Source organism: Pseudomonas simiae (assembly GCF_000934565.1).
Taxonomy (GTDB): Bacteria; Pseudomonadota; Gammaproteobacteria; order Pseudomonadales; family Pseudomonadaceae; genus Aquipseudomonas; species Aquipseudomonas simiae.
This window is the reverse complement of the sequence record NZ_CP010896.1, coordinates 836,633-860,335: the sequence shown is the minus strand read 5'-3', so window position 1 is coordinate 860,335 and position 23,703 is coordinate 836,633. Positions and strand designations below refer to the sequence as shown.

21 protein-coding genes are annotated in these 23,703 nt (G+C 60.6%); 9 read left to right on the top strand and 12 right to left on the bottom strand.

The features are described 5' to 3' along the window. Positions 1-128 precede the first annotated feature (128 nt). Positions 129-710: a GspH/FimT family pseudopilin gene (locus PF1751_RS03775; RefSeq protein WP_021491923.1), complete on the top strand. Its 582-nt coding sequence runs from the start codon at positions 129-131 to the stop codon at positions 708-710. Here the strand turns inward: PF1751_RS03775 and ispH are convergent. The 6 genes from ispH to murJ form a co-directional block, all read right to left on the bottom strand. Then, the gene (gene ispH / locus PF1751_RS03770) at positions 664-1,611 is read right to left on the bottom strand and encodes a 4-hydroxy-3-methylbut-2-enyl diphosphate reductase (RefSeq protein WP_010213261.1); all 948 of its coding nucleotides are present in this window, start codon (positions 1,609-1,611) and stop codon (positions 664-666) included. The genes PF1751_RS03775 and ispH overlap by 47 nt on opposite strands. A 168-nt stretch (positions 1,612-1,779) precedes the next feature. Continuing rightward, positions 1,780-2,217 carry an FKBP-type peptidyl-prolyl cis-trans isomerase gene (gene fkpB, locus PF1751_RS03765; RefSeq protein ID WP_010213263.1) on the bottom strand — a complete coding sequence of 146 codons (438 nt, stop codon included), beginning with the start codon at positions 2,215-2,217 and terminating at the stop codon, positions 1,780-1,782. Positions 2,218-2,224: 7 nt separating this feature from the next. Further along, positions 2,225-2,737 (bottom strand): signal peptidase II, encoded by a 513-nt coding sequence (gene lspA / locus PF1751_RS03760; protein ID WP_010213265.1) that lies wholly within the window; start codon positions 2,735-2,737, stop codon positions 2,225-2,227. Continuing rightward, positions 2,730-5,561, bottom strand: coding sequence for an isoleucine--tRNA ligase (ileS, locus tag PF1751_RS03755; RefSeq protein WP_010213267.1), 2,832 nt, complete (start codon positions 5,559-5,561; stop codon positions 2,730-2,732). Before ileS ends, lspA begins: the two co-directional genes overlap by 8 nt. A 14-nt stretch (positions 5,562-5,575) precedes the next feature. Continuing rightward, positions 5,576-6,514 carry a bifunctional riboflavin kinase/FAD synthetase gene (ribF, locus tag PF1751_RS03750; protein ID WP_010213269.1) on the bottom strand — a complete coding sequence of 313 codons (939 nt, stop codon included), beginning with the start codon at positions 6,512-6,514 and terminating at the stop codon, positions 5,576-5,578. Between the two features lie 119 nt (positions 6,515-6,633). Then, the gene (gene murJ / locus PF1751_RS03745) at positions 6,634-8,172 is read right to left on the bottom strand and encodes a murein biosynthesis integral membrane protein MurJ (protein WP_010213271.1); all 1,539 of its coding nucleotides are present in this window, start codon (positions 8,170-8,172) and stop codon (positions 6,634-6,636) included. Positions 8,173-8,425: 253 nt separating this feature from the next. Between murJ and rpsT the strand changes: the two genes are divergently transcribed. Continuing rightward, the gene (gene rpsT, locus PF1751_RS03740) at positions 8,426-8,704 is read left to right on the top strand and encodes a 30S ribosomal protein S20 (protein WP_003188401.1); all 279 of its coding nucleotides are present in this window, start codon (positions 8,426-8,428) and stop codon (positions 8,702-8,704) included. Positions 8,705-8,964: 260 nt separating this feature from the next. Here the strand turns inward: rpsT and PF1751_RS03735 are convergent, their stop codons facing one another. Beyond that, positions 8,965-9,450 carry an FKBP-type peptidyl-prolyl cis-trans isomerase gene (locus tag PF1751_RS03735; protein WP_010213275.1) on the bottom strand — a complete coding sequence of 162 codons (486 nt, stop codon included), beginning with the start codon at positions 9,448-9,450 and terminating at the stop codon, positions 8,965-8,967. Between PF1751_RS03735 and PF1751_RS28175 the strand changes: the two genes are divergently transcribed. The 3 genes from PF1751_RS28175 to PF1751_RS03720 all read left to right on the top strand — a co-directional run bounded on the left by PF1751_RS28175 (position 9,449) and on the right by PF1751_RS03720 (position 12,818). Further along, positions 9,449-9,739: a DUF3565 domain-containing protein gene (locus PF1751_RS28175; protein ID WP_038452681.1), complete on the top strand. Its 291-nt coding sequence runs from the start codon at positions 9,449-9,451 to the stop codon at positions 9,737-9,739. The genes PF1751_RS03735 and PF1751_RS28175 overlap by 2 nt on opposite strands. A gap of 79 nt (positions 9,740-9,818) precedes the next feature. Next, positions 9,819-11,918 carry a phosphate acetyltransferase gene (pta, locus tag PF1751_RS03725; protein WP_044286623.1) on the top strand — a complete coding sequence of 700 codons (2,100 nt, stop codon included), beginning with the start codon at positions 9,819-9,821 and terminating at the stop codon, positions 11,916-11,918. Next, positions 11,919-12,818 carry an acyltransferase gene (locus PF1751_RS03720; protein WP_044286622.1) on the top strand — a complete coding sequence of 300 codons (900 nt, stop codon included), beginning with the start codon at positions 11,919-11,921 and terminating at the stop codon, positions 12,816-12,818. Between the two features lie 177 nt (positions 12,819-12,995). On the opposite strand, the gene cysN is transcribed toward PF1751_RS03720, so the two are convergent. The 3 genes from cysN to PF1751_RS03705 all read right to left on the bottom strand — a co-directional run bounded on the left by cysN (position 12,996) and on the right by PF1751_RS03705 (position 16,730). Next, positions 12,996-14,894, bottom strand: coding sequence for a sulfate adenylyltransferase subunit CysN (gene cysN / locus PF1751_RS03715; RefSeq protein ID WP_010213281.1), 1,899 nt, complete (start codon positions 14,892-14,894; stop codon positions 12,996-12,998). A 9-nt stretch (positions 14,895-14,903) separates the two neighbouring features. Continuing rightward, on the bottom strand, positions 14,904-15,821 hold the full coding sequence (gene cysD, locus PF1751_RS03710; protein ID WP_010213282.1) for a sulfate adenylyltransferase subunit CysD: 918 nt from the start codon (positions 15,819-15,821) through the stop codon (positions 14,904-14,906). A 150-nt stretch (positions 15,822-15,971) separates the two neighbouring features. Continuing rightward, positions 15,972-16,730: a Nif3-like dinuclear metal center hexameric protein gene (locus PF1751_RS03705; RefSeq protein WP_044286621.1), complete on the bottom strand. Its 759-nt coding sequence runs from the start codon at positions 16,728-16,730 to the stop codon at positions 15,972-15,974. Between the two features lie 101 nt (positions 16,731-16,831). On the opposite strand from PF1751_RS03705, the gene algW reads away from it, so the two are divergent. Continuing rightward, positions 16,832-17,986 carry a Do family serine endopeptidase AlgW gene (gene algW / locus PF1751_RS03700; protein ID WP_010213284.1) on the top strand — a complete coding sequence of 385 codons (1,155 nt, stop codon included), beginning with the start codon at positions 16,832-16,834 and terminating at the stop codon, positions 17,984-17,986. Between the two features lie 110 nt (positions 17,987-18,096). Further along, positions 18,097-20,193, top strand: coding sequence for a TonB-dependent siderophore receptor (locus PF1751_RS03695; RefSeq protein ID WP_044286620.1), 2,097 nt, complete (start codon positions 18,097-18,099; stop codon positions 20,191-20,193). Positions 20,194-20,318: 125 nt separating this feature from the next. Here the strand turns inward: PF1751_RS03695 and hemH are convergent, their stop codons facing one another. Together hemH and PF1751_RS03685 are read right to left on the bottom strand one after the other, a co-directional pair. Further along, positions 20,319-21,344 carry a ferrochelatase gene (gene hemH / locus PF1751_RS03690; RefSeq protein WP_044286618.1) on the bottom strand — a complete coding sequence of 342 codons (1,026 nt, stop codon included), beginning with the start codon at positions 21,342-21,344 and terminating at the stop codon, positions 20,319-20,321. A gap of 14 nt (positions 21,345-21,358) precedes the next feature. Next, positions 21,359-22,258, bottom strand: coding sequence for a TIGR01777 family oxidoreductase (locus tag PF1751_RS03685; RefSeq protein ID WP_010213288.1), 900 nt, complete (start codon positions 22,256-22,258; stop codon positions 21,359-21,361). A 209-nt stretch (positions 22,259-22,467) separates the two neighbouring features. On the opposite strand from PF1751_RS03685, the gene PF1751_RS03680 reads away from it, so the two are divergent. Further along, positions 22,468-23,454, top strand: coding sequence for an NAD(P)/FAD-dependent oxidoreductase (locus PF1751_RS03680; protein WP_010213289.1), 987 nt, complete (start codon positions 22,468-22,470; stop codon positions 23,452-23,454). Further along, a complete protein-coding gene (locus PF1751_RS03675) occupies positions 23,451-23,666 on the top strand; it encodes a TIGR02450 family Trp-rich protein (protein WP_010213290.1) in 216 nt (71 codons plus the stop codon). Before PF1751_RS03680 ends, PF1751_RS03675 begins: the two co-directional genes overlap by 4 nt. Positions 23,667-23,703: the final 37 nt, after the last annotated feature.

Sequence of the window (23,703 nt, the reverse complement as noted above, 5' to 3'; positions counted from 1 at the left end):
AGCGTCGGTTTTTCGCTCGCGCTGCTCCTGGAACAAAGGGAAATACTTTGGACATGAAGGCCATCATTCGGCGCAATGCACTGGGCGCTATACCTAGGACTGCACCTGAACCCAAGGAGGGACGACACATGCACCAACAAGGTTTCACCCTGATCGAACTGCTGCTCGGGTTGATCGTGAGCGGCATCCTGGCTGGCCTGGCAACCCCCGGTTTCAAGGGGTTGCTGGACTCACAGCAGCGACACGGCGCGGCGCAATCCTTGACCGCAGGCCTGCGCTACGCACGCACCGAAGCCATCGCCCGTAACCAGGCGGTGGTCATTCATGCGCGTGAGAACAGCTGGAGCCAGGGCTGGCGGGTCATTGTGGATGCGAGCGGGCGCGGCCATTTGGATGACGACAACCCAGTCCTGCGGGAGCATCAGGACAATGGTGGAGTGACGATCGTTGGCAATGGGCCGGTCAAAAACCAGGTGCGCTTCAGCGGATTGGGCGAACCGGTTTTTTCAGGCGGAGGTTTTCGCGCTGGCACCGTGCACGTATGCGCCACAGATCTGGCGCAGAGCCTGTATCAGGTGGTACTGGCACCCAGCGGGCGCATCAGCCTGCGCAGCGAGCGTGCCGAGCAGGCGTTGTGCCGGAGCGACTCCGGCACACAGGTACTCAGAGCAGCGAGCGAACCCGTAGCTCCTTGGGCATGGAGAAGGTGATGTTCTCTTCACGCCCAGCCAGTTCATCCGCACCGGTGGCACCCCAGGCATGCAACTGCTGGATAACGCCGCGCACCAGCACTTCCGGGGCGGAAGCGCCTGCCGTGATACCGATACGCTCGACGCCATCGAACCAGCTGCGCTGCATGTCTTCGGCGCCATCGATCAGGTACGCCGGGGTTGCCATGCGCTCGGCCAACTCACGCAGGCGGTTGGAGTTGGAGCTGTTAGGACTGCCAACAACCAGGACCACATCGCATTCATCGGCCAGTTGCTTGACCGCGTCCTGTCGGTTTTGGGTGGCGTAGCAGATGTCGTCCTTGCGTGGCCCACCGATGGCCGGGAAGCGCGCGCGCAGCGCGTCGATCACGCGGCTGGTGTCGTCCATGGACAAGGTGGTCTGGGTCACGAATGCCAGGCGCTCAGGGTTCTGTACCTGCAGGTTGGCGACGTCTTTTTCGTCTTCCACCAGGTAAATTGCCCCGCCATTGCTGGCGTCGTACTGCCCCATGGTGCCTTCGACTTCCGGGTGACCGGCATGGCCGATCAGGATGCACTCTCGTCCGTCACGGCTGTAGCGCGCCACTTCGATGTGCACCTTGGTCACCAGCGGGCAGGTGGCATCGAAGACTTTCAGGCCGCGGCCTGCCGCTTCGGTACGTACTGCCTGGGAAACGCCGTGGGCACTGAAGATGACGATCACGTCATCCGGCACCTGGTCCAGTTCCTCGACAAAGATGGCGCCACGCGCGCGCAGGTCTTCGACCACGAATTTGTTGTGGACGACTTCATGGCGCACGTAAATCGGCGGCCCGAAAACTTCCAGGGCGCGGTTGACGATTTCGATCGCCCGGTCCACGCCGGCGCAGAAGCCACGGGGGTTGGCGAGTTTGATTTGCATGCTGTGCCTCGTGTCTTGCAGCGCAAGAAATTGGATCAACTCAACTCTGTAAGAGTAAGCCTCTGTAGGAGCCGGGCTTGCCCGCGATGCAAACGACTCGGTATATCAAGTACGCCGAGGTGACGCTATCACAGGCATGCCAGCTCCCACAGGAACCGGTTTAGTCAGTCAGAGCGCTTTAACGTCGATGATTTCAACGTCAAAGGTCAAGGTTTTACCGGCCAACGGGTGGTTGAAGTCGATGGTCACTTGCGCGTCATCGAAAGTCTTCACCACACCGGGCAGTTCGGTATTCGCCGCATCGTTGAAGATCACCAACAAGCCTTCCGACAGGTCCATGTCCTGGAACTGCGAACGCGGGATGATCTGCACATTTTGCGGGTTGGGCTGGCCAAAGGCGTTTTCCGGCAGGATCTGCAGGGTACGCTTGTCGCCAGCCTTGAAACCGAACAGGGCCGCTTCGAAGCCCGGCAGCAGGTTGCCATCACCGACCTTGAAGGTGGCCGGTGCTTTGTCGAATGTGCTGTCGACCGTGTCGCCATTCTCCAGGCGCAATGCGAAATGCAAAGTGACTTCCGTGTTCTGGCCGATGCGTTGCTCAGCCAATACCTGATCAGTCATTGACGGTCTCTCCGGTTTTCTTGCTTTTGAACATATCCAGCGCCAGCATGATCGCACCGACGGTGATGGCGCTGTCGGCAAAGTTGAACGCCGGGAAGTACCAGCGGTTCTGCCAATGCACCAGAATGAAGTCGATCACATGGCCCAAGGCAATGCGGTCGTACAGGTTGCCCAGCGCGCCGCCCAACACAAGGGCCAACGCAATAGCCAGCCAGGTGTCATCGCGGCCGAGACGCTTGAGCCACACCACCAGCACCGCACTGACCACCACGGCGATCAGGGCGAACAGCCAGCGCTGCCAGCCGCCGCCATCCGCCAGGAAGCTGAAAGCGGCGCCGGTGTTGTAGGCCAGGGTCCAGCTGAAGTAATCCGGGATCACCACGATCTGCTGGAACATCTCCAGGGAGCCCTCGAAATGAGCCTTGCTGGCCTGGTCGATGACCAGGACCAGCACACTCAATACGAGCCAGCCCAGACGTCCAAAACGACTGGCTGCATTAGGCATAGTGGCGAACCTCACCAGCACCCGAGATGTTGTCGACGCAGCGACCACAGATTTCCGGATGCTCAGGGTTCACGCCGACGTCTTCACGGCAGTGCCAGCAACGGGCGCATTTAGGGAAGGCCGACTTGACCACTTTGAGCTTGAGGCCAGGTACTTCGGTGGCGACCGCATCCGCCGGGGCCTGGGCGAATGGCGCCAGGCTTGCGGTGGAAGTAATCAGCACGAAGCGCAGTTCGTTGCTCAGCTTGGCCAGGTCGGCGGTCAGGCCGTCCTCGGCAAACAGGGTGACTTCGGCTTGCAGGTTGCCACCGACGGCCTTGGCCGCACGCTGCACTTCCAGTTCCTTGTTCACCGCGACCTTCACGGCCATCACACCTTCCCAATACTCGCGGCCCAGTTCGAAGTCGGCCGGCAGTTCGGTCAGGCCTTCGTACCAGGTGTTGAGCATCACGGACTCGTTACGCTCGCCCGGCAGGTATTCCCACAGTTCGTCGGCGGTGAAGGCCAGGATCGGCGCGATCCAGCGCACCAGCGCTTCGGAGATGTGGTACAGCGCGGTCTGCGCCGAACGGCGGGCCTTGCTGTTGGCGCCGGTGGTGTACTGGCGGTCCTTGATGATGTCGAGGTAGAAGCCACCCAGCTCCTGCACGCAGAAGTTGTGGATCTTCGAGTAAACGTTCCAGAAACGGTATTCGCCGTAGTGCTCCTGCAACTCGCGTTGCAGCAACAGGGTACGGTCCACCGCCCAACGGTCCAGAGCGAGCATGTCCTCGGCTGGCAGGAGGTCGGTGGCCGGGTTGAAACCGGTCAGGTTCGACAGCAGGAAGCGTGCGGTGTTACGGATGCGGCGGTAGGCATCGGCGCTGCGCTGCAGAATCTGGTCCGACACGGCGATTTCGCCCGAATAGTCGGTCGACGCGACCCAAAGACGCATGATGTCGGCGCCCAGGGTGTCGTTGATCTTTTTCGGCTCGATCACGTTCTTCAGCGACTTGGACATCTTGCGGCCCGTCTCGTCGACGGTGAAGCCGTGGGTCAGCAGTTCGCGGTACGGCGCGTGGTTGTCGATGGCGCAACCGGTCAGCAGCGACGAGTGGAACCAGCCACGGTGTTGGTCCGAGCCTTCCAGGTACAGGTCGGCACGCGGGCCGGTTTCGTGACCCATGGGGTGCGAGCCGCGCAGCACGTGCCAGTGGGTGGTACCCGAGTCGAACCAGACGTCGAGGGTGTCGCTGATCTTGTCGTACTGCGGCGCTTCATCGCCCAGCAGCTCGGCGGCGTCCAGCTTGAACCAGGCTTCGATGCCTTCCTGTTCGACACGCTGGGCCACGACTTCCATCAGTTCGACGGTGCGTGGGTGCAGCTCGCCGCTTTCCTTGTTCAGGAAGAACGGGATCGGCACGCCCCAGTTACGCTGGCGGGAGATGCACCAGTCCGGGCGGTTGGCGATCATCGAGTGCAGGCGTGCCTGGCCCCAGGCCGGGACGAACTGGGTGTCTTCGATGGCTTTGAGCGAGCGTACACGCAAGGTGTCGCCGGTGGTCGGCTCTTTGTCCATGCCGATGAACCACTGCGCGGTGGCGCGGTAGATCAGCGGGGTCTTGTGGCGCCAGCAGTGCATGTAACTATGCTGGATGGTGGCGGTTTGCATCAGCGCACCGACTTCACGCAGCTTGTCGATGATCGGCTGGTCGGCCTTGAAGATGAACTGGCCGCCGAAGAACTCCAGCGAAGGCACATAGACGCCGTTGCTTTGCACCGGGTTGATGATGTCGTCGTTGACCAGGCCATATTTTTTGCAGATGACAAAGTCGTCCACGCCATAGGCCGGCGAGCAGTGAACAATGCCGGTACCCGAACCCAGTTCGACGTAGTCAGCCAGGTACACCGGCGACAGACGGTCATAGAACGGGTGGCGGAAATTGATCAGTTCCAGCGCAGAGCCGGTGGTGGTCGCGATCACCGAACCTTGCAGTTCGTAGCGGGCAAGGCATGCCTCGACCATTTCCTCGGCCAGCACCAGCAGGCGATCACCGACGTCCACCAGGGCGTAGGTGAATTCCGGGTGCACGTTCAACGCCTGGTTGGCCGGGATGGTCCACGGGGTGGTGGTCCAGATCACGATGGCCGCGGGCTTGCCCAGGCTTGCCAGGCCAAAGGCCTCGGCCAGCTTGGTGTCGTCGGCGATCGGGAAAGCCACGTCGATGGTCGAGGACTTCTTGTCTTCGTACTCGACTTCCGCTTCGGCCAGGGCCGAACCGCAGTCGAAGCACCAATTCACGGGCTTGAGGCCCTTGAACACGAAACCGCCCTTGACGATCTCGGCCAAGGCACGGATTTCACCGGCCTCGTTCTTGAAGTTCATGGTCTTGTACGGGTTGTCCCATTCACCGAGCACGCCCAGGCGGATGAATTCGGACTTCTGCCCTTCGATCTGCTCGGTGGCATAGGCGCGGCACAGTTCGCGGGTTTTATCCGCGCCCAGGTTCTTGCCGTAGGTCACTTCGACTTTGTGTTCGATTGGCAGGCCGTGGCAGTCCCAGCCCGGGACATACGGCGCGTCGAAACCCGACAAGGTCTTCGAGCGCAGGATCATGTCCTTGAGAATCTTGTTCAGCGCATGACCGATGTGAATCGTGCCGTTGGCATAAGGAGGGCCGTCGTGCAGGACGAATTTCGGACGATCCTTGCCAATTTCGCGCAACTTTCCGTACAGGCCAATACTGTCCCAGCGCTGCAGGATCTGCGGTTCGCGCTGTGGCAGGCCGGCCTTCATTGGGAAGGCGGTGTCCGGAAGGTTTAGCGTGGCTTTATAGTCGGTCATTTAAGGCTCTTCGGTTAGCGATGGGCGCTAGGTGCGGCTAGTGCACGGGCGGCGGCGACATCCGCATTGATCGCCGTTTTCAACGCCTCAAGGGAGGCGAAACGCTGCTCTTCACGCAGCTTTTGGTGGAAAACCACCGTCAAACGCCGGTCATACAGATCACCGGCAAAATCCAGCAGGTGTACTTCCAGGTGGGCCTTGCCATCACCTGCAACCGTGGGCCTGACACCTATATTGGCGACTCCCGGCCACGATTGGCCGTCGATGTCGACGCTCACCAGGTAAACCCCGGTCAGCGGCACACGACGGCGCTTGAGTTGCACGTTGGCGGTTGGCGTGCCCAATTGGCGCGCCAGCTTCTGGCCGTGCAGGACCCGTCCGGCAATGCGGAACGGGCGACCGAGCAAACGCTCGGCCAAGGCGAAGTCGGCAGCGGCCAGGGCGTTACGCACCTGGGTACTGCTCACGCGCAGGCCGTCCAGTTCGACGGTTTGCGCGGCTTCGACGGTAAAACCCTGGTTGACGCCCGCATGCTGCAGAAAATCGAAATCCCCGACGCGGTCGCAACCAAAGCGGAAGTCGTCACCCACCTCCAAATGCTGCACGCCCAGGCCATCGACCAGGATACGGTCGACAAACTCGGCGGCGCTCAGGCTTTGCAAACGCTGGTTGAAAGCCAGGCAGAGGACACGGTCCACGCCCTCTTCCGCCAGCAATTGCAGCTTGTCCCGCAGGCGGGCCAGCCGGGCTGGCGCAGTCTCGGGGGTGAAGTATTCCCGCGGCTGTGGCTCGAAAATCACCACGCAGCTGGGCACGCCCAACTCGACCGCACGCTCGCGCAGCCGAGCCAGGATAGCCTGGTGGCCACGGTGAACACCGTCAAAGTTGCCAATAGTGGCGACGCAGCCCCGATGCTCGGGGCGCAGGTTGTGGAGACCTCGAACCAGCTGCATAACGCGCTTCTTGCTCATAAAGTGGTCGATTATAACCACACCCGGCCCCGGACGACAGGCAACAGCACAGGCCAAATGGATCGAATCGATAAAACAACGGTTTTATCGCGGCAAACTCTCTAACCCAGGGACTTGCGATTGAAATCCCGCAGGCGGAAGCCCTGCGCCAGCAACATCCCGAAGTACACCACCACGCCCGCAACGACCAGCACGCCAAGGCGCAGGAAGCGCTCCAGCATATGGCCTTCGTCCCAGGCCGGCATGAAGTGCATCAAACCCAGCAGCACGGCCGACATCACCCCCACCGCCACCAGCAGCTTGAGGGCAAACAGGCCCCAGCCTGGCTGTGGCTGGAACATTTGCTGTTTACGCAGTTGGTAAAACAACAATCCGGCATTGATGCATGCGCCGGCACTGATGGCCAGGGCCAGGCCAGCGTGCGCCAGCGGCCCGATGAACACCAGGTTGAGCAATTGCGTGACGATCAGCGTGAAAATCGCGATCTTGACCGGCGTACGGATGTTTTGCTGGGCATAGAAGCCGGGGGCCAGCACTTTGATCACGATAATGCCGAGCAGGCCGACGGAGTAGGCGATCAGCGCATGCTGCGTCATCAAGGCGTCATGGGCATCGAACTGGCCGTATTGGAACAGCGCCACGGTCAACGGCTCGGCCAGGATTCCCAGCGCCAGGGCACACGGCAGCACCAGCACAAAGCACAGGCGCAGGCCCCAATCGAGGATACGCGAGTATTCCTGGCGATCCTTGCTGGCATAAGTGCGCGCCAGGGTCGGCAGCAGGATCGTGCCCAGCGCCACGCCCAGCACGCCGGACGGCAACTCCATCAGGCGGTCGGCGTAGTACATCCACGACACCGAGCCGGACACCAGCAACGAGGCGAACGCCGTGTTGATGATCAGCGAAATCTGACTGACCGACACGCCCAGGATCGCCGGCAACATATTGCGCATCACGCGCCACACGCCGGTGTCCTTGAGGTTCAGGCGCGGCAACACGAGCATGCCGATCTTTTTCAGGTGCGGCAGCTGATAGAGCAGTTGCGCCAGGCCGCCCGCCAATACGGCCCAACCGAGGGCCATTACCGGCGGATCGAAATACGGGGTAAGAAACAGCGCGAAGATGATCATGCTGACGTTCAGCAGGGTCGGCACGAAGGCCGGCACCGAGAAACGGTTCCAGGTATTGAGGATCGCTCCGGCCAGGGATGACAGGGAGATCAGCAATATATAAGGAAAGGTCACCCGCAGCAGATCCGTGGTCAGCGCGAACTTTTCCGGGGTATTGGCAAAGCCGGGGGCCGTGGCCCAGATCACCCAGGGCGCGGCGAGCATGCCGAGGAGGGTCACCAGCATCAGTACCAGGGTCAACAGGCCCGAGACATAGGCAATGAACGTGCGGGTGGCTTCCTCGCCCTGCTGGGTCTTGTATTCGGCCAGGATCGGCACGAATGCCTGGGAAAACGCGCCTTCGGCGAAGATCCGTCGGAGCAGATTAGGCAATTTGAACGCAATAAAGAAGGCATCCGTGGCCATGCTCGCGCCAAAAATGCGCGCCAGCAACGTGTCACGCACAAACCCCAGAACACGGGAGATCATCGTGATAGAGCTGACAGCGGCCAGCGATTTGAGCAGATTCATTGAAAGAGTTTGCGCCTTTAGATAAAGAGCAGGCGAACAAAGCGCCCACTTATGCGATACTGCGCGCCTGCAACAGCACAGAGCCAAAGCTCGCGAGTTTACAGGTCAAGCGCCGGAAATAAATCACCCGCCTCTTCAGATCGACCACTCAGCAGTTCGCATCAGCCGCTCTTGACAACCCATCAAGTCATCGGCATGATTCGCGGCCTATTTTGTTTGCTATTTCCTAAAAAGTCTTTCGAGGAGCTCGACGGTGGCCAACACACCTTCCGCCAAAAAACGTGCAAAACAGGCTGAGAAGCGTCGCAGCCACAACGCCAGCCTGCGTTCCATGGTTCGTACCTACATCAAGAATGTAGTTAAAGCTATCGACACCAAAGACGCTGAAAAAGCTCAAGCAGCTTACGTTCTGGCTGTGCCAGTTATCGACCGCATGGCCGATAAAGGCATCATCCACAAGAACAAGGCCGCTCGTCATAAGAGCCGCCTGAATGGCCACATCAAGGCTCTGAGCGTTCCTGCTGCAGCCTAAGTGGTAACAACTGCAACGCAACCCAGGTTGCGAAACAGTTAAGAAATGCCCCGTACCGAAAGGTCCGGGGCATTTTTGTTTGTGTGGGAGCGGGCTTGCTCGCGAATGCGGAGTGTCAGTTACCAGATGAGATGTATTGACTGATCCACTGCATTCGCGAGCAAGCCCGCTCCCACATTTCGACCGCAGTGTATTTTCAAGACAAAAAAAACGCCCCGAACCAGTCGGGGCGTTTTTGCTACCTATTGATCAAACCACGATCAATGGTGGTGACCACCTTCACCGTGAACATGACCGTGCGCCACTTCTTCCTGGGAAGCGTCGCGGATGGCAACGATCTTCACTTGGAAGTTCAGGCGCTGGCCAGCCAGCGGGTGGTTGCCGTCGACGGTCACATCGTCGCCGTCCAGATCACGGATGGTCACGATCTGCATTTGGCCGTCCGGCGCGGAAGCGTGGAACTGCATGCCCACTTCCAGCTCGTCAACGCCTTCGAACATGCTGCGGCTCAGGGTGCTGACCAGTTCGGCCGAGTACTCGCCGTAGGCATCTTCAGGTTCTACGGCAACGCTCAGCTCATCACCGACGCTCTTGCCTTCCAGTGCCTTTTCCAGGCCTGGGATGATGTTACCTGCGCCTTGCAGGTAGACCAGCGGCGCGCCGCCGGCGGAGCTGTCGATGACCTCACCAGCGTCGTTGGTCAGGGTATAGTCGATGGAGACAGCCTTGTTAGCGGCGATCGTCATGGGGCGAGACCTTTTGCATAAGAATGAAGAACGGACAAGTCTAAACAAGGATTTGCCCGAAAGCGAACAGAACCCGGACAGACGGGGCCGATCAACGGCTTCCTTCATCATCGGGTTCCATCAGGACGACGACCAGCACTGGGTCGCCGAGCTGTCCTGCGGCCACACCCAGCACCTGCGCCACCAGCCACCCTGGCAGTCCCGCGCCTGGGTGCTCGACCCCGCCCAACGCCTTGAAAAAATAGGCCAGCCCTTTGCCTGCGGCTGGTGTGCGCAAGCGCACGAATAACGATAACCTTGGCGCCTGATTCCCGGTAGACGTTCAATCATAGAACCTCACCGAAGCCATGCACCTTCAGAGAATTCGCATGCAGACTTTTTTTATCGCGCCCACCGATTTTGGTGTGGGTCTGACCTCCATCAGCCTCGGGCTGGTGCGTACCCTTGAGCGGGCCGGACTGAAAGTCGGCTTTTTCAAGCCGATTGCCCAACCGCACCCAGGCGATACGGGCCCCGAGCGTTCCACCGAACTGGTGGCGCGCACCCACGGCCTCAAGCCGCCACAGCCCCTGGGCCTGGCTCACGTGGAGCGCATGCTCGGCGACGGCCAGCTCGATGAACTGCTCGAAGAAATCATCACGCTGTACCAGCAAGCCGCCGTGGGCAAGGACGTGCTGATCGTCGAAGGCATGGTGCCGACCCGCAGCGCCAGCTATGCGGCGCGGGTCAACCTGCACCTGGCCAAGAGCCTGGATGCGGAAGTGATCCTGGTCTCAGCGCCGGAAAATGAAGTGCTCACCGAGCTCTCCGGCCGCGTGGAATTGCAGGCCCAACTGTTCGGCGGCCCGAAAGACCCGAAAGTACTCGGCGTGATCCTCAACAAGGTGCGCACCGACGAAAGCATGGAAGCCTTCTCGGCGCGCCTCAAGGAACACTCACCCCTGTTACGCAGCGGCGATTTCCGCCTGCTCGGCTGCATTCCCTATCAGCCGGAACTCAACGCGCCACGCACCCGCGACGTGGCCGACCTGATGGGCGCGCAGATCCTCAACGCTGGCGACTACGAAACTCGGCGCATGACCAAGATCATCATCTGCGCCCGCACCATGCGTAACACCGTGGAGCTGCTCAAGCCCGGCGTGCTGGTGGTGACGCCCGGCGACCGCGACGACATCATTCTCGCCGTCAGCCTCGCGGCGATCAACGGCGTGCCGCTGGCCGGCCTGTTGCTCACCAGTGACACCTTGCCCGACCCGCGCATCATGGAGTTGTGCCGAGGTGCCTTCCAGGCGGGCCTGCCGGTGCTGTCAGTGAGCACCGGCTCCTACGACACCGCCAACCAGCTCAATAGCCTGAACAAAGAAATCCCCATCGATGACCGCGAGCGTGCGGAGATCATCACCGATTTCGTCGCCAGCCACCTGGATGCGCGCTGGTTGCACCGACGCTGCGGCACACCCCGGGAAATGCGCCTGTCACCGGCGGTGTTCCGCTACCAGTTGATCCAGCGCGCCCAGGCCGCCAACAAGCGCATCGTGCTGCCCGAAGGCAGCGAGCCGCTGACCGTGCAAGCGGCCGCCATCTGCCAAGCGCGGGGGATTGCCCGTTGCGTGCTGCTGGCCAAGCCGGCAGACGTGGAAGCGGTCGCCCGCGCCCAGGGCATCGAACTGCCCGAAGGTCTGGAGATTCTCGATCCGGACCTGATCCGCCAACGCTACGTCGAACCGATGGTGGCCCTGCGCAAGAGCAAGAGCCTCAATGCGCCGATGGCCGAGCAGCAACTGGAAGACACGGTGGTGATCGCCACCATGATGCTTGCGCTGGACGAAGTGGACGGCCTGGTCTCCGGGGTTATTCACTCCACCGCCAACACCATCCGCCCTGCCTTGCAGTTGATCAAGACGGCACCGGGCTGCACCCTGGTGTCGTCGGTGTTCTTCATGCTGTTCCCCGAGCAGGTGCTGGTGTACGGCGACTGCGTGATGAATCCGCACCCCAGCGCGGCCGAATTGGCGGAAATTGCCCTGCAAAGCGCCGATTCAGCGGCTGCATTCGGCATCACCCCGCGTGTGGCGATGATCAGCTACTCCAGTGGTGACTCGGCCAGCGGTGAAGAAGTGGAAAAAGTCCGCGAAGCCACCCTGCTCGCCCACGAACAGCAAAGCTCGCTGTTGATCGACGGCCCGCTGCAATACGACGCTGCCGCCAACGAAAACGTAGCCCGACAACTGGCCCCCAACAGCCAGGTCGCCGGCAAGGCCACCGTGTTTGTGTTCCCCGACCTCAACACCGGCAACACCACGCACAAGGCCGTGCAGCGCAGCGCTGATTGCGTGAGCCTGGGCCCCATGCTCCAGGGCCTGCGCAAGCCGGTCAACGACCTTCCACGCGGCGCCCAGGTGGATGACATTGTGTACACCATCGCGCTCACTGCGATCCAAGCCGCCAACCGACCTATGGATATTTAAATGCTGGCTTTTCTACCTGCCTCCGTGCGCGGGGTGATTGCGTCGCTGTTGTTGGCGCTCAACACGATCCTGTTGTGTTCGTTCCTGTTTATCGTCGCGTTGTTCAAGGCGCTGCCGTTTGCCAAGCGCTTCAGCGAATGGCTGATGAACCACACCCATGAAGCCTGGGTCACCAACAACAAGGGCTGGATGAACCTGGTACGCCGCACGCGCTGGCACCTGACCGGGCTCGAAGGGCTGGACTATCAGCACTCGTATCTGGTGACCAGCAACCACCAGAGCTGGGTCGACATCATGGTGTTGCAATACGTGCTGAACCGGCGGATCCGTCCGCTGAAGTTCTTCCTCAAGCAGGAGCTGATCTGGGTGCCGGTGATTGGCCTGGCATGGTGGGCGCTGGGCTTTCCGTTCATGAAGCGCTACACCAAGGCCTACCTGGAAAAGCACCCGGAGAAGAAAGGCAAGGACCTGGAAACCACCCGCAAGACCTGTGCGAAATTTCGCGACAACCCGGTGGGCATATTCAACTTTGCCGAAGGTACGCGGTTTACGCCGGGCAAGCATGCCCAGCAGAACTCGCCGTTTCGCTACCTGCTAAAGCCCAAGGCGGGTGGTATCGCGTTTGTGCTGGATGCGATGGGTGAGCAGTTGAAGTCACTGGTCAACGTGACCATCCACTACCCTGCTGGCCGCCCAGGTTACTGGGATTTACTGTGCGGGAATGTGAAAGACGTGGTTGTGCAGTTTGAAGAGGTGCAGATTCCGGCCGAGTTCATTGGCAAGAATTATGAGCAGGATGGGGCGTATCGGTTGGCGTTTCAGGGCTGGATCAACCAGCTTTGGGAAGACAAGGACCTCCTGCTGGAAAAACTGCACAAAGATTTCCCAGGCGAACAGTAATCAACATGTGGGAGCGGGCTTGCTCGCGAAGGCGGTTTGTCAGTCGCCAGATGTATTGGCTGATCCACCGCATTCGCGAGCAAGCCCGCTCCCACATTTTTGACCGAGTCTGATCTTGAGAATGAAAAAAGCCCGCCACCGATCACTCGGTGGCGGGCTTTTTTATGGCCGCGAGGGTTAGATCGCGCCGCGCTGACGCAACAGCTCCAGCACTTGCTTGACGCTTTCTTCCAGCGACAGTGCCTGGGTGTCGATCACCAGGTCGGCGTTCAACGGCACGTCATACGGGAAGGACTCGCCCGGGATGTTATCCCCACCGGCGGCGTACAAGCCTTGCGGATCACGCTCGGCGCACACCAGCGGCGACGCTTGCACGTAGACCGTCAGCAGGCGATCGCTGCCGATCAGCGCCTTAGCCTGTTCGCGGCCTTCGGCATCCGGGGCCACAAACGCGGCCAGGGTCAGCAGGCCCGCTTCGTTGAACTGACGCGCCACATGCGCGGCACGACGCCAGTTCTCGGTACGGCCGGCACGGTCATGCGGCAAGCCCTTGTTCAGGTCGTGACGCAGGTTCTGGCCATCCAGTACGAACACCGCACGGCCCATGTCGAAGAGCTTGCGCTCAACCGCGTAGGCCAAGGTGCTCTTGCCGGCGCCCGACAGGCCGGTGAACAGCACGGTGGCCGGTTGCTGGCCGAAGCGCAGCGCGCGTTCTTCGGTGGCTACGTGAGCCAAATTGCCGTGCTGCGCCGAGCTGCCGTGGGTGATAGGCGGCGCGATGATCATGCCGGCTGCCACGGTGCCGTTGGTCAAACGGTCGATGACGATAAACGCACCGGTGGTGCGATTGCTGTCGTAGCCGTCCAGGGCGATGGCGGCATCAAGGCTGACCTTGACTCGGCCAATTTCGTTCAGTTGCAGCGAACTCGCCGGACCTTCGGCCAGGGTGTTCACATCCACGCGGTGCACGATGCTGGTGATGGAGCCCGGCACGTAGCTGGTGGCGCGCTTGATGTCGTATTTCTTGCCCGGCAGCATCGGTTCTTCAGCCATCCACACCAGCATGGCGTCGAAGGCGTCGGTCACTTGCGGCACGTTATCGGCGTGTACCAGCAAGTCGCCACGGGAGATGTCGATCTCGTCTTCCATGGTCAGGGTCACGGCCTGGCCTGGGCCTGCGTGTTCCAGCTCACCCTCAAAGGTGACAATGGACTTGACCCGGCTGCTCTTGCCCGACGGCAATACCACGACTTCGTCGCCCTTGTGCACGATGCCGCTGGCCAGGGTGCCGGCAAAACCGCGGAAGTTCAGGTTCGGGCGATTGACGTACTGCACCGGGAAACGTAGGTCGGTGTAGTTGCGGTCGTTGGCAATCTCGACGGTTTCGAGGATTTCCATCAGCGACTGGCCGGTGTACCAAGGCGAACGCTCACTCTTGTTCACCACGTTGTCGCCCTTGAGCGCCGACATCGGCACAAAGGCCAGGGTGCTTGGCTTGAAGGCGATACCGTCGGCGAACTTCAGGTAATCAGCCTTGATCTGCTCGAATACGCTTTGGTCAAAGCCATTGATGTCCATCTTGTTGACGGCCACCACGATGTGCTTGATGCCCAGCAACGAGGCGATAAAGCTGTGACGACGGGTCTGGGTCTGCACGCCGTAGCGGGCGTCGATCAGGATGATCGCCAGGTCACAGGTGGACGCACCGGTGGCCATGTTGCGGGTGTACTGCTCATGGCCGGGGGTGTCGGCGATGATGAATTTGCGCTTGGCGGTGGAGAAGTAGCGGTAAGCAACGTCGATGGTGATGCCTTGCTCACGCTCGGCCTGCAGGCCGTCGACGAGCAACGCCAGGTCGATATCGTCGCCAGTGGTACCGGACTTCTTCGAATCGCGGGTGATGGCTTCCAGGTGATCTTCGTAGATCATCTTGGAGTCGTGCAGCAGGCGCCCGATCAGGGTGCTCTTGCCGTCGTCGACGTTGCCACAGGTCAGGAAGCGCAACATTTCCTTGCGCTCGTGCTGGCCCAGGTAGGCGAGGATGTCCTCGCTGATCAAATCAGATTGATGCGACATGACAGCCCCTTAGAAATAGCCTTGACGTTTTTTATCTTCCATCGAGCCGGCACCATCGTGGTCGATGACACGGCCCTGGCGCTCGGAAGTTCGCGTCAGGAGCATTTCCTGAATGATGTCCGTCAGCGTCTCGGCTTCGGACTCCACCGCGCCCGTCAACGGGTAGCAGCCAAGGGTACGGAAACGTACTTTCTTTTTGACGATTCGGGCTTTGTCTTCGTCAGACAAGTGCTCAAGGATGCGGTCGTCGTCGATCATGATCAACGTGCCGTTCTTCTCGATCACTTCGCGTTCGGCGGCGAAGTACAGCGGTACGATCGGGATGCCTTCCAGGTAGATGTACTGCCAGATGTCCAACTCGGTCCAGTTGGACAGCGGGAACACACGGATGGACTCACCCTTGTTGACGTTGCCGTTGTAGACGTTCCACAGCTCGGGACGCTGGTTTTTCGGGTCCCAGCGGTGCTTGCTGTCGCGGAACGAGTACACGCGCTCTTTGGCGCGGGATTTCTCTTCATCGCGACGGGCACCGCCGAAGGCTGCGTCGAAACCATGCTTGTCCAGGGCCTGCTTGAGGCCTTCGGTCTTCATGATGTCGGTGTGCTTGGCGCTGCCGTGGGTGAAGGGGTTGATGCCCTGCGCCACGCCGTCCGGGTTCACGTGGGTGATCAAGTCCAGGCCCAGTTCTTCGACCATCTTGTCGCGGAACCGGTACATCTCCTGGAATTTCCAGCGGGTGTCGACGTGCATCACAGGGAACGGCAGTTTGCCCGGGAAGAAGGCCTTGCGTGCCAGGTGCAGCATCACGGCGGAGTCTTTACCGATTGAGTAGAGCATCACCGGGTTGTCGAACTCGGCGGCGACCTCGCGGATGATGTGGATGCTTTCCGCCTCCAGCTGTTTCAGATGCGTCAGTTTGTCGACCATGGTTACTCACGGAAAAACGATCTTATGGACGGCCAGCGGGCCGTGTTCGAGCGAGGCATGCTAGCACAGCACCTGCTTCTATTCAGGGAGCGGACTAGATCGAAACGGTATATGAATATGCCCCCAAGTTTGGGCTTTCTGTGGTGAGGCTCAGATCGGATTGGGGCAATCGATGAAGAGATGTTCCAACGCGAAGCGCCGCGCCAGGTAATCACCCAGCGCCTGTACACCATAGCGCTCAGTGGCATGGTGGCCGGCGGCGATGAAGCTGACGTCGTTTTCGCGGGCGCTGTGAAAGGTCTGCTCGGAGGCTTCGCCGCTCAGGTACAGGTCGACGCCGGCGGCAATCGCCTGGTCGATGTAGCCCTGGCCACCGCCCGTGCACCAGCCGACGCGACGGATCATCTCGCCGCCTTCGATCAATAGCGGTTCGCGGCCCATGACTTCCTGCACGCGGCGGGCAAAATCACGGGGCGACAAGGGCTCGGCAAGGGAGCCGACCAGGCCGACGACCTTGGGGTTGCTCGGGTCAAGCGGGCCTTCTACCGTGATATCCAGCTGACGGGCGAGTTGCACGTTATTGCCGACCTCGGGGTGCAGGTCCAGCGGCAAGTGGTAGGCGAGCAGGCTGATGTCGTGCTTGAGCAGGGTCTTGAGGCGGCGCTGTTTCATGCCGGTGACGCAGGGGTTTTCGCCTTTCCAGAAGTAGCCGTGGTGCACCAGGATCAGATCGGCCTGGGCCTCGACGGCCGCGTCCAGCAGGGCCTGGCTGGCGGTCACGCCACTGACGATGCGCATCACCTGCGGGCGGCCCTCGACCTGCAGGCCGTTGGGGCAATAATCGGCAATTTTTGCACTGCCGAGGTAGCGGTCCGCTTCCTCGACGAGGGTGGTAAGGGGGACGGCCATAAAAGACTCCTAAATATCCCGTTCGCAGGCGTCACAGCCTCGTATAATGCGCGACATTATGGGCGCTCTCTCGCCCCCTGCAACCTGTCAGGACTAACTTGATGCTCAAGGCGCTGCGTTTTTTTGGATGGCCATTGTTGGCTGGCGTGCTGATCGCGATGCTGATTATTCAGCGTTACCCCGAGCTGGTGGGCCTACCCAGCCTGGATGTGAACCTGCAACAGGCACCGCAGACCAGCGCGGTGGTACAAGGCCCGGTGACTTACGCCGATGCGGTCACCATCGCCGCCCCTGCGGTGGTCAACCTGTACACGACCAAGGTCATCAACAAGCCGGCGCACCCGCTGTTTGAAGATCCGCAGTTCCGCCGCTATTTCGGCGACAACGGGCCCAAGCAGCGGCGCATGGAGTCCAGCCTGGGTTCGGGCGTGATCATGAGCCCCGAAGGCTACATTCTCACCAACAACCACGTGACCACCGGCGCCGACCAGATCGTGGTGGCCCTGCGTGACGGCCGTGAAACCTTGGCCCGCGTGGTGGGCAGCGACCCGGAAACCGACCTCGCGGTACTGAAGATCGACCTGAAAAGCCTGCCAGCCATTACCCTCGGCCGTTCCGATGGCTTGCGCGTCGGTGATGTGGCGCTGGCCATCGGCAACCCGTTTGGCGTCGGGCAGACCGTGACCATGGGCATCATCAGCGCCACTGGGCGTAATCAGTTGGGCCTGAACAGCTACGAAGATTTCATCCAGACCGACGCGGCAATCAACCCCGGCAACTCCGGCGGTGCGCTGGTGGACGCCAATGGCAATCTGACCGGTATCAACACGGCGATTTTCTCCAAGTCCGGCGGCTCACAGGGCATCGGTTTTGCGATTCCGGTGAAGCTGGCGATGGAGGTGATGAAGTCGATCATCGAGCACGGTCAGGTGATTCGTGGCTGGCTGGGGATTGAAGTGCAACCGTTGACCAAGGAATTGGCCGAGTCGTTTGGCTTGACCGGACGCCCAGGCATCGTGGTCGCCGGAATCTTCCGCGATGGCCCGGCGCAAAAAGCCGGCCTGCAATTGGGCGATGTGATTCTCAGCATAAATGGCGAACCGGCAGGTGATGGCCGCAAGTCGATGAATCAGGTGGCGCGGATCAAGCCCACGGACAAGGTCGCAATACAGGTGATGCGCAACGGCAAAGAGATCAAGTTGCTGGCGGAAATCGGTTTGCGCCCACCGCCGGCGCCGGTCAAGGAAGAGGAATAATTCGCTGCCCAGGTGCCCATTCGAGGGCACCTGTAAGCTGATATTTCAGAGCGATCCATTCTCATCGGTCATGTTATATTGTTTCAATATCGCTATTGGAATGCTCTATCATGCCGTCTCGAAAAATCGCCCCCTTGGCTGGCCTGGCCTTGGGTTTGCTGCTCGACCCCGCCTACGCCGAAGAAAATACCCTGGAACTCGACACCATCAGCGTCACCACTGACGCCTACGAGTCCGCCTCCAGCCCAGTCAAAGGTTACCGCGCCACCCGTTCCGCCAGTGCGACAAAAACCGACACGGCGATTCGTGACATCCCACAATCCATCAGCGTGATTCCCGCCACGGTGCTCAAAGACCTGGGCAGCACCAACGTGGAACGCGCCCTGGAATTTGCCGGCGGCGTGTCCAAGCAGAACAACTTCGGCGGCCTGACCCTCTACGAATACAGCGTGCGCGGCTTCACCACGTCGGAGTTCTATCAGGACGGCTTCAGCGCCAACCGTGGCTACCCGAGCACACCGGACGCGGCCAACATTGAACGCATCGAAGTGCTCAAGGGCCCTGCCGCCAGCCTGTACGGGCGTGGCGATCCCGGCGGCACCGTGAACATCGTCACCAAGAAGCCTCAGCCTGAAGCCTTCACTACCTTGCAAACCAGCGCGGGCAGTTGGGACCGCTATCGCACCGCTGTGGACGTGAACACCCCGCTGGACAGCGAAGGCAAGGTGCTGACTCGGGTCAACCTGGCGGTGGAAGACAACCACAGCTTCCGTGACCACGTGCAGAGCAAGCGGGTATTCGTCGCGCCTTCGTTCAGCTGGCAGTTGGACCCGGATACCAGCCTGCTGGTGGAAAGCGAATTCGTCCGTCACAGCTCCACCTTCGACCGAGGCATCGTCGACGCCCCCGGCCTATCCCGTTCCACCTTCCTCGGTGAACCCAACGACGGCGATATCGACAACCACAACAACCGCCTCCAGGCCACCCTCGAACACCACCTCAACGACGCCTGGAAACTGCGCCTGGCCAGCCATTACAAGCAAGGCAGCCTGTGGGGCGACGCTTCGGAAAACCGTGCACTGAACCCCGACGGCCACACTATCAACCGCCGTTATCGCGAACGCTCGACGGGTTGGCACGACAGCATTACCCAGCTGGAGCTGCGTGGGCTGTTCGACATTGGCAGTTGGCAGCATGAACTGCTGGTCGGCACCGAGTACGAGGACTACCGCAAGAAAGAACGCGTGACAGCTATCGGCGGCCGTGACTACGCCATTGACATCTACAACCCGGTTTACGGCCAGCCCAAACCCAACGGCACGCGCTCCGGCACCGACTTCTTCGAACAGACCAAAAGCCACGCGCTGAACCTGCAAGACCAGATCATCTTCACAGATCGCTTGCGCGGCATGGTCGGTGTGCGCTTCGAGCATTTCGAGCAGAGCATCGACGACTTCACCCGCAACCACGCCAAGAGCAAGCAGACTCACGACGCCTTTACTCAACGCGCCGGCCTGCTCTATCAGCTCACGCCGCAGGTTGGGGTGTTCGCCAACGCCTCCACGTCGTTCAAGCCCAACAGTGGCCTGGACGCCAACAACAAATCCTTCAAGCCGGAAGAAGGCGTGGGCTATGAAGTGGGGATCAAGAGCGAGCTGTTCGACGACCGCCTCAGCGCAACCCTCGCCGCGTTCCATATCGAAAAGGAAAACGTATTGACGCTGGACCCGGCCACCAATCTCAACCGCGCCGTGGGCAAAGCGCGCAGCCAGGGTCTGGACCTGCAAGTGAGCGGGCAAGTAAGCGATGCCATAAGGGTGATCGGCGCGTTTGCCTACATCGACGCCGAAGTGACCAAGGGCGATAAAACCATTCCCGCCGGCAGCCGGATTCTCGGGGTCGCCAAGCGCAGCGGCAGTCTGTTGGGGGTGTATGAATTCCAGGACGGCGCGTTGCGCGGCTCCGACCTGGGTGCAGCGATCACCTACGTCGGTGATCGCTCCGGTGAGGCCGGCACGGGTTTCGAGCTGCCGGCGTACCACACGGTTGATCTGCTGGCCCATTACAAAGCCACGGAGAATGTCACCGTGGGTTTGAACTTGAACAACCTGTTTGATGAGAAGTACTACGAGCGGTCCTACAGCAATTACTGGATCAATCCGGGTGAGCCGCGCAATCTCACGGTCAGCCTGACGCTTAACCTGTAAACACGGTAAACCATGTGGGAGCGGGCTTGCTCGCGAGTGCGGTCTGTCAGTCACTGATTATTTGACTGATCCACCGCATTCGCGAGCAAGCCCGCTCCCACATTTCGATCTTCACTCGGCTTGAGTTATAGCTGCGTTGGCGCTCTTTCGCACAAAGTATTCAGCGCCTTAGCCCATTGCGGATCATCATTGAGGCACGGCACCAGCACCAACTCCTCGCCCCCAGCTTCGCGGAACTGCTCAAGCCCACGATCGCCGATTTCCTCCAGCGTCTCGATGCAATCGGCCACGAACGCCGGGCACATCACCAGCAGCTTTTTCACGCCTTGCTGGGCCAATGCCTCCAGGCGCGCTTCGGTGTAGGGTTCGATCCACTTCGCGCGGCCCAGGCGCGATTGGAACGACACCGACCATTTATCTTCCGGCAAGCCCAGGCGCGCGGCAAAATCACGGGCGACGCTGAAGCATTGCGCGCGATAGCAGGTCTTAAGCACCTCGTCGGACGCGTTCTTGCAGCAGTCGGCATCCTTGAAGCAATGCTGGCCGGTAGGGTCGAGCTTGGTCAGGTGGCGCTCAGGCAAGCCGTGGAAACTCAGCAGCAGGTGGTCGTAATTCTGTTCCACGTATGGCCGCGCGCTTGCTACCAGGGCATCGAGGTATTCGGGCTGATCGTAGAACGGTTGCAGGATGGAGAATTGCACATCGAGCTTTTTGTCGCGCACCACGCGCTTGGCTTCCTCAATCACCGTGGTCACGGTGCTGTCCGCGAACTGCGGGTACAGCGGCGCCAGGGTGACTTTACGGATGCCCTGGGCGGCGAGGCGGGTCAGCACCGTTTCAATGGACGGCTCACCGTAGCGCATCGCCAATTCCACCGGGCCTTGAGTCCACTGTGCGGTCATCTGCTGTTGCAGGCGACGACTGAGCACCACCAGCGGCGAGCCCTCGTCCCACCAGATGGACGCGTAGGCGTGGGCCGACTGCTCGGGGCGCTTGATCAAGATCAGTGACACCAGCAAGCGCCGCACCGGCCACGGCAGGTCGATCACATAAGGGTCCATCAAGAACTGATTGAGGTAGCTGCGCACATCGGCCACCGAGGTGGACGCCGGTGAACCCAGATTGACCAGTAACAACGCGTGATCCGTCATGCAACATCCTATCTTTAGAGGCGGCTGGACACGTCATCCAGGGCCGCGTGCAACTCAGTAAACTGGAAGGTGAAACCGGCGGCCAACAAGCGCTCGGGCACTGCCTTCTGCCCACCCAGCAACAGGCCGGACAACTCACCCAGGCCGACCTTCAATGCAAAGGCCGGCATCGGCATGAACGCCGGACGGTGCAGCACCCGGCCCAGGGTTTTCGCAAACTCGCGATTGCGTACCGGGTGTGGCGCGCAGGCATTATAAGGACCACTGGCATCAGCCTTGTGCAGAAGAAAATCAATCAGGGCGATTTGATCCTTGATATGTACCCACGGCATCCACTGCCGACCAGTGCCGATAGGCCCGCCCAGCGCCAGTTTGAACGGCAGCAACAGCCGCGACAAAAAGCCGCCCTCGGCCGACAACACCAAACCGGTCCGTACCAACACGACGCGAATCCCCAAGGCTTCGGCGCGCTGGGCAGTTTCTTCCCAGGCAATGCACAGCTGGCTGGGGAAATCGTCCTGCACCGGGCCGCTGGCTTCGGTCAACTCACGCTCACCGCCGTCGCCGTACCAACCCACCGCTGAACCGGAAATCAACACCGCAGGTTTTTGCTCCAGCCCCTCAAGCCACGCCAGCAAGGTTTCAGTCAGACTGATGCGGCTGCTCCAAAGCAGCGCCTTGCGCTTGTGGGTCCAGGGACGATCAGCAATGGGCGCGCCGGCCAGGTTAATGACGGCATCCACCGGGCCGATAACCTGTTGCAGGTGTTCAACGCCTGCTACCTGTGCGCCGCACAGCTTGGCAACCTGTTCCGGATGACGACTCCACACCGTCAGTCGATGCCCTTGAGCAAGCCAGTGTTGGCAGAGTTGGCGGCCGATCAGGCCAGTACCGCCGGTCAGCAAAATGTGCATGGGATCTTCCTCATGTAACGTTCGCCGCCCCGCACTGGTCTATTTTATAAGCAGGGATCAATTTGAACGGGCGTAACGTTGGATTAAGCCTGTGCTTTAACCATAGGTCACGCCGTAAGAACAGGTAAGCCAAAACTTATACCAAAAAACAATATTGTACAGCTATTGGTGTCGGCGTAGTCTGTACCAACGGTAAAACGAGGCCTCCCATGACTGTTCCCATCGCGATCATCGGCACCGGCATCGCCGGTCTCTCCGCCGCCCGAGCGTTACGAGACGCGGGGCACGTCGTACAACTCTTCGATAAAAGCCGCGGCAGTGGTGGCCGCATGTCCAGCAAGCGCAGCGATGCCGGCTCTCTGGACATGGGGGCGCAATACTTCACCGCCCGTGACCGGCGCTTCGTCAACGAAGTGCAACGCTGGCAAAGCAATGGCTGGGCCGAGCAATGGAAGCCCCAGCTGTACAACTTCAAGTCCGGCCAACTCACGCCCTCTCCCGATGAACAGATCCGCTGGGTCGGCACGCCGCGCATGAGCGCGATCACCCGTGCGCTGCTCGACGACCTGCCGGTGGAGTTCGGTTGCCGCATCACCGAGGTGTTCCAGGGCAAACAACACTGGAACCTGCTGGATGCCGACGGCGAAAACCACGGCCCGTTCAGTCACGTGATCATCGCCACTCCAGCGCCCCAGGCCACCGCCCTGCTGGCTGCCGCACCCAAGTTGGCCAGTGCCGCCGCTGGCGTGAAGATGGACCCTACCTGGGCCATCGCCCTGGCGTTCGACAAGCCCCTGGATACGCCGATGGAGGGCTGCTTCGTCCAGGACAGCCCCCTCGATTGGCTCGCGCGCAACCGCAGCAAACCGGGGCGCGACACCCACCTCGACACGTGGGTATTGCATGCCACCAGCGCATGGAGCAGGGCCCATCTGGACCTGTCCAAGGAGGCGGTGATCGAGCACCTGCACGGCGCTTTCGCCGAACTGCTGCACAGCGCCATGCCCGCGCCGTCGTTCAGCCTGGCGCACCGCTGGCTCTATGCGCGACCGTCCAGCAGTCATGAATTCGGCGTACTGGCCGACGCCGATCTGGGCCTGTACGTGTGTGGCGACTGGTGCCTGTCGGGCCGGGTAGAAGGTGCATGGCTCAGTGGCCAGGAAGCCGCGCGACGCTTGATGGAACACCTGCAATGAACCGCATCAATCCCGCAAAACTGCTGCTGTCAAAATGGACAGCAGCGCGCCCCCGAAACAAGGAAAAACACTTCCTGGTCACCGAATTGTTTCGTGATGATGAAGGCACCGTGCTGGAAATCGAACTGCAGGCGGTCATGACCCACCGCAGCGAACGCCTGCCCTGGCAAACCCTGCAGGATATCGACGCCTGGAAAATCGGCTGGAAATAGCCAACGCGCAAAACTTGTACAAATAGTTTGACTTGTA

Excerpts from the sequence above, each read along its gene's own strand:
- PF1751_RS03775 (WP_021491923.1), top strand. The coding sequence starts at position 129 with ATGCACCAACAAGGTTTCACCCTGATCGAACTGCTGCTCGGGTTGATC.
- ispH (WP_010213261.1), bottom strand. The coding sequence starts at position 1,611 with ATGCAAATCAAACTCGCCAACCCCCGTGGCTTCTGCGCCGGCGTGGAC.
- lspA (WP_010213265.1), bottom strand. The coding sequence starts at position 2,737 with ATGCCTAATGCAGCCAGTCGTTTTGGACGTCTGGGCTGGCTCGTATTG.
- ileS (WP_010213267.1), bottom strand. The coding sequence starts at position 5,561 with ATGACCGACTATAAAGCCACGCTAAACCTTCCGGACACCGCCTTCCCA.
- ribF (WP_010213269.1), bottom strand. The coding sequence starts at position 6,514 with ATGCAGCTGGTTCGAGGTCTCCACAACCTGCGCCCCGAGCATCGGGGC.
- murJ (WP_010213271.1), bottom strand. The coding sequence starts at position 8,172 with ATGAATCTGCTCAAATCGCTGGCCGCTGTCAGCTCTATCACGATGATC.
- PF1751_RS28175 (WP_038452681.1), top strand. The coding sequence starts at position 9,449 with ATGGGGCGAGACCTTTTGCATAAGAATGAAGAACGGACAAGTCTAAAC.
- PF1751_RS03735 (WP_010213275.1), bottom strand. The coding sequence starts at position 9,450 with ATGACGATCGCCGCTAACAAGGCTGTCTCCATCGACTATACCCTGACC.
- pta (WP_044286623.1), top strand. The coding sequence starts at position 9,819 with ATGCAGACTTTTTTTATCGCGCCCACCGATTTTGGTGTGGGTCTGACC.
- PF1751_RS03720 (WP_044286622.1), top strand. The coding sequence starts at position 11,919 with ATGCTGGCTTTTCTACCTGCCTCCGTGCGCGGGGTGATTGCGTCGCTG.
- cysN (WP_010213281.1), bottom strand. The coding sequence starts at position 14,894 with ATGTCGCATCAATCTGATTTGATCAGCGAGGACATCCTCGCCTACCTG.
- cysD (WP_010213282.1), bottom strand. The coding sequence starts at position 15,821 with ATGGTCGACAAACTGACGCATCTGAAACAGCTGGAGGCGGAAAGCATC.
- PF1751_RS03705 (WP_044286621.1), bottom strand. The coding sequence starts at position 16,730 with ATGGCCGTCCCCCTTACCACCCTCGTCGAGGAAGCGGACCGCTACCTC.
- algW (WP_010213284.1), top strand. The coding sequence starts at position 16,832 with ATGCTCAAGGCGCTGCGTTTTTTTGGATGGCCATTGTTGGCTGGCGTG.
- PF1751_RS03695 (WP_044286620.1), top strand. The coding sequence starts at position 18,097 with ATGCCGTCTCGAAAAATCGCCCCCTTGGCTGGCCTGGCCTTGGGTTTG.
- hemH (WP_044286618.1), bottom strand. The coding sequence starts at position 21,344 with ATGACGGATCACGCGTTGTTACTGGTCAATCTGGGTTCACCGGCGTCC.
- PF1751_RS03685 (WP_010213288.1), bottom strand. The coding sequence starts at position 22,258 with ATGCACATTTTGCTGACCGGCGGTACTGGCCTGATCGGCCGCCAACTC.
- PF1751_RS03680 (WP_010213289.1), top strand. The coding sequence starts at position 22,468 with ATGACTGTTCCCATCGCGATCATCGGCACCGGCATCGCCGGTCTCTCC.
- PF1751_RS03675 (WP_010213290.1), top strand. The coding sequence starts at position 23,451 with ATGAACCGCATCAATCCCGCAAAACTGCTGCTGTCAAAATGGACAGCA.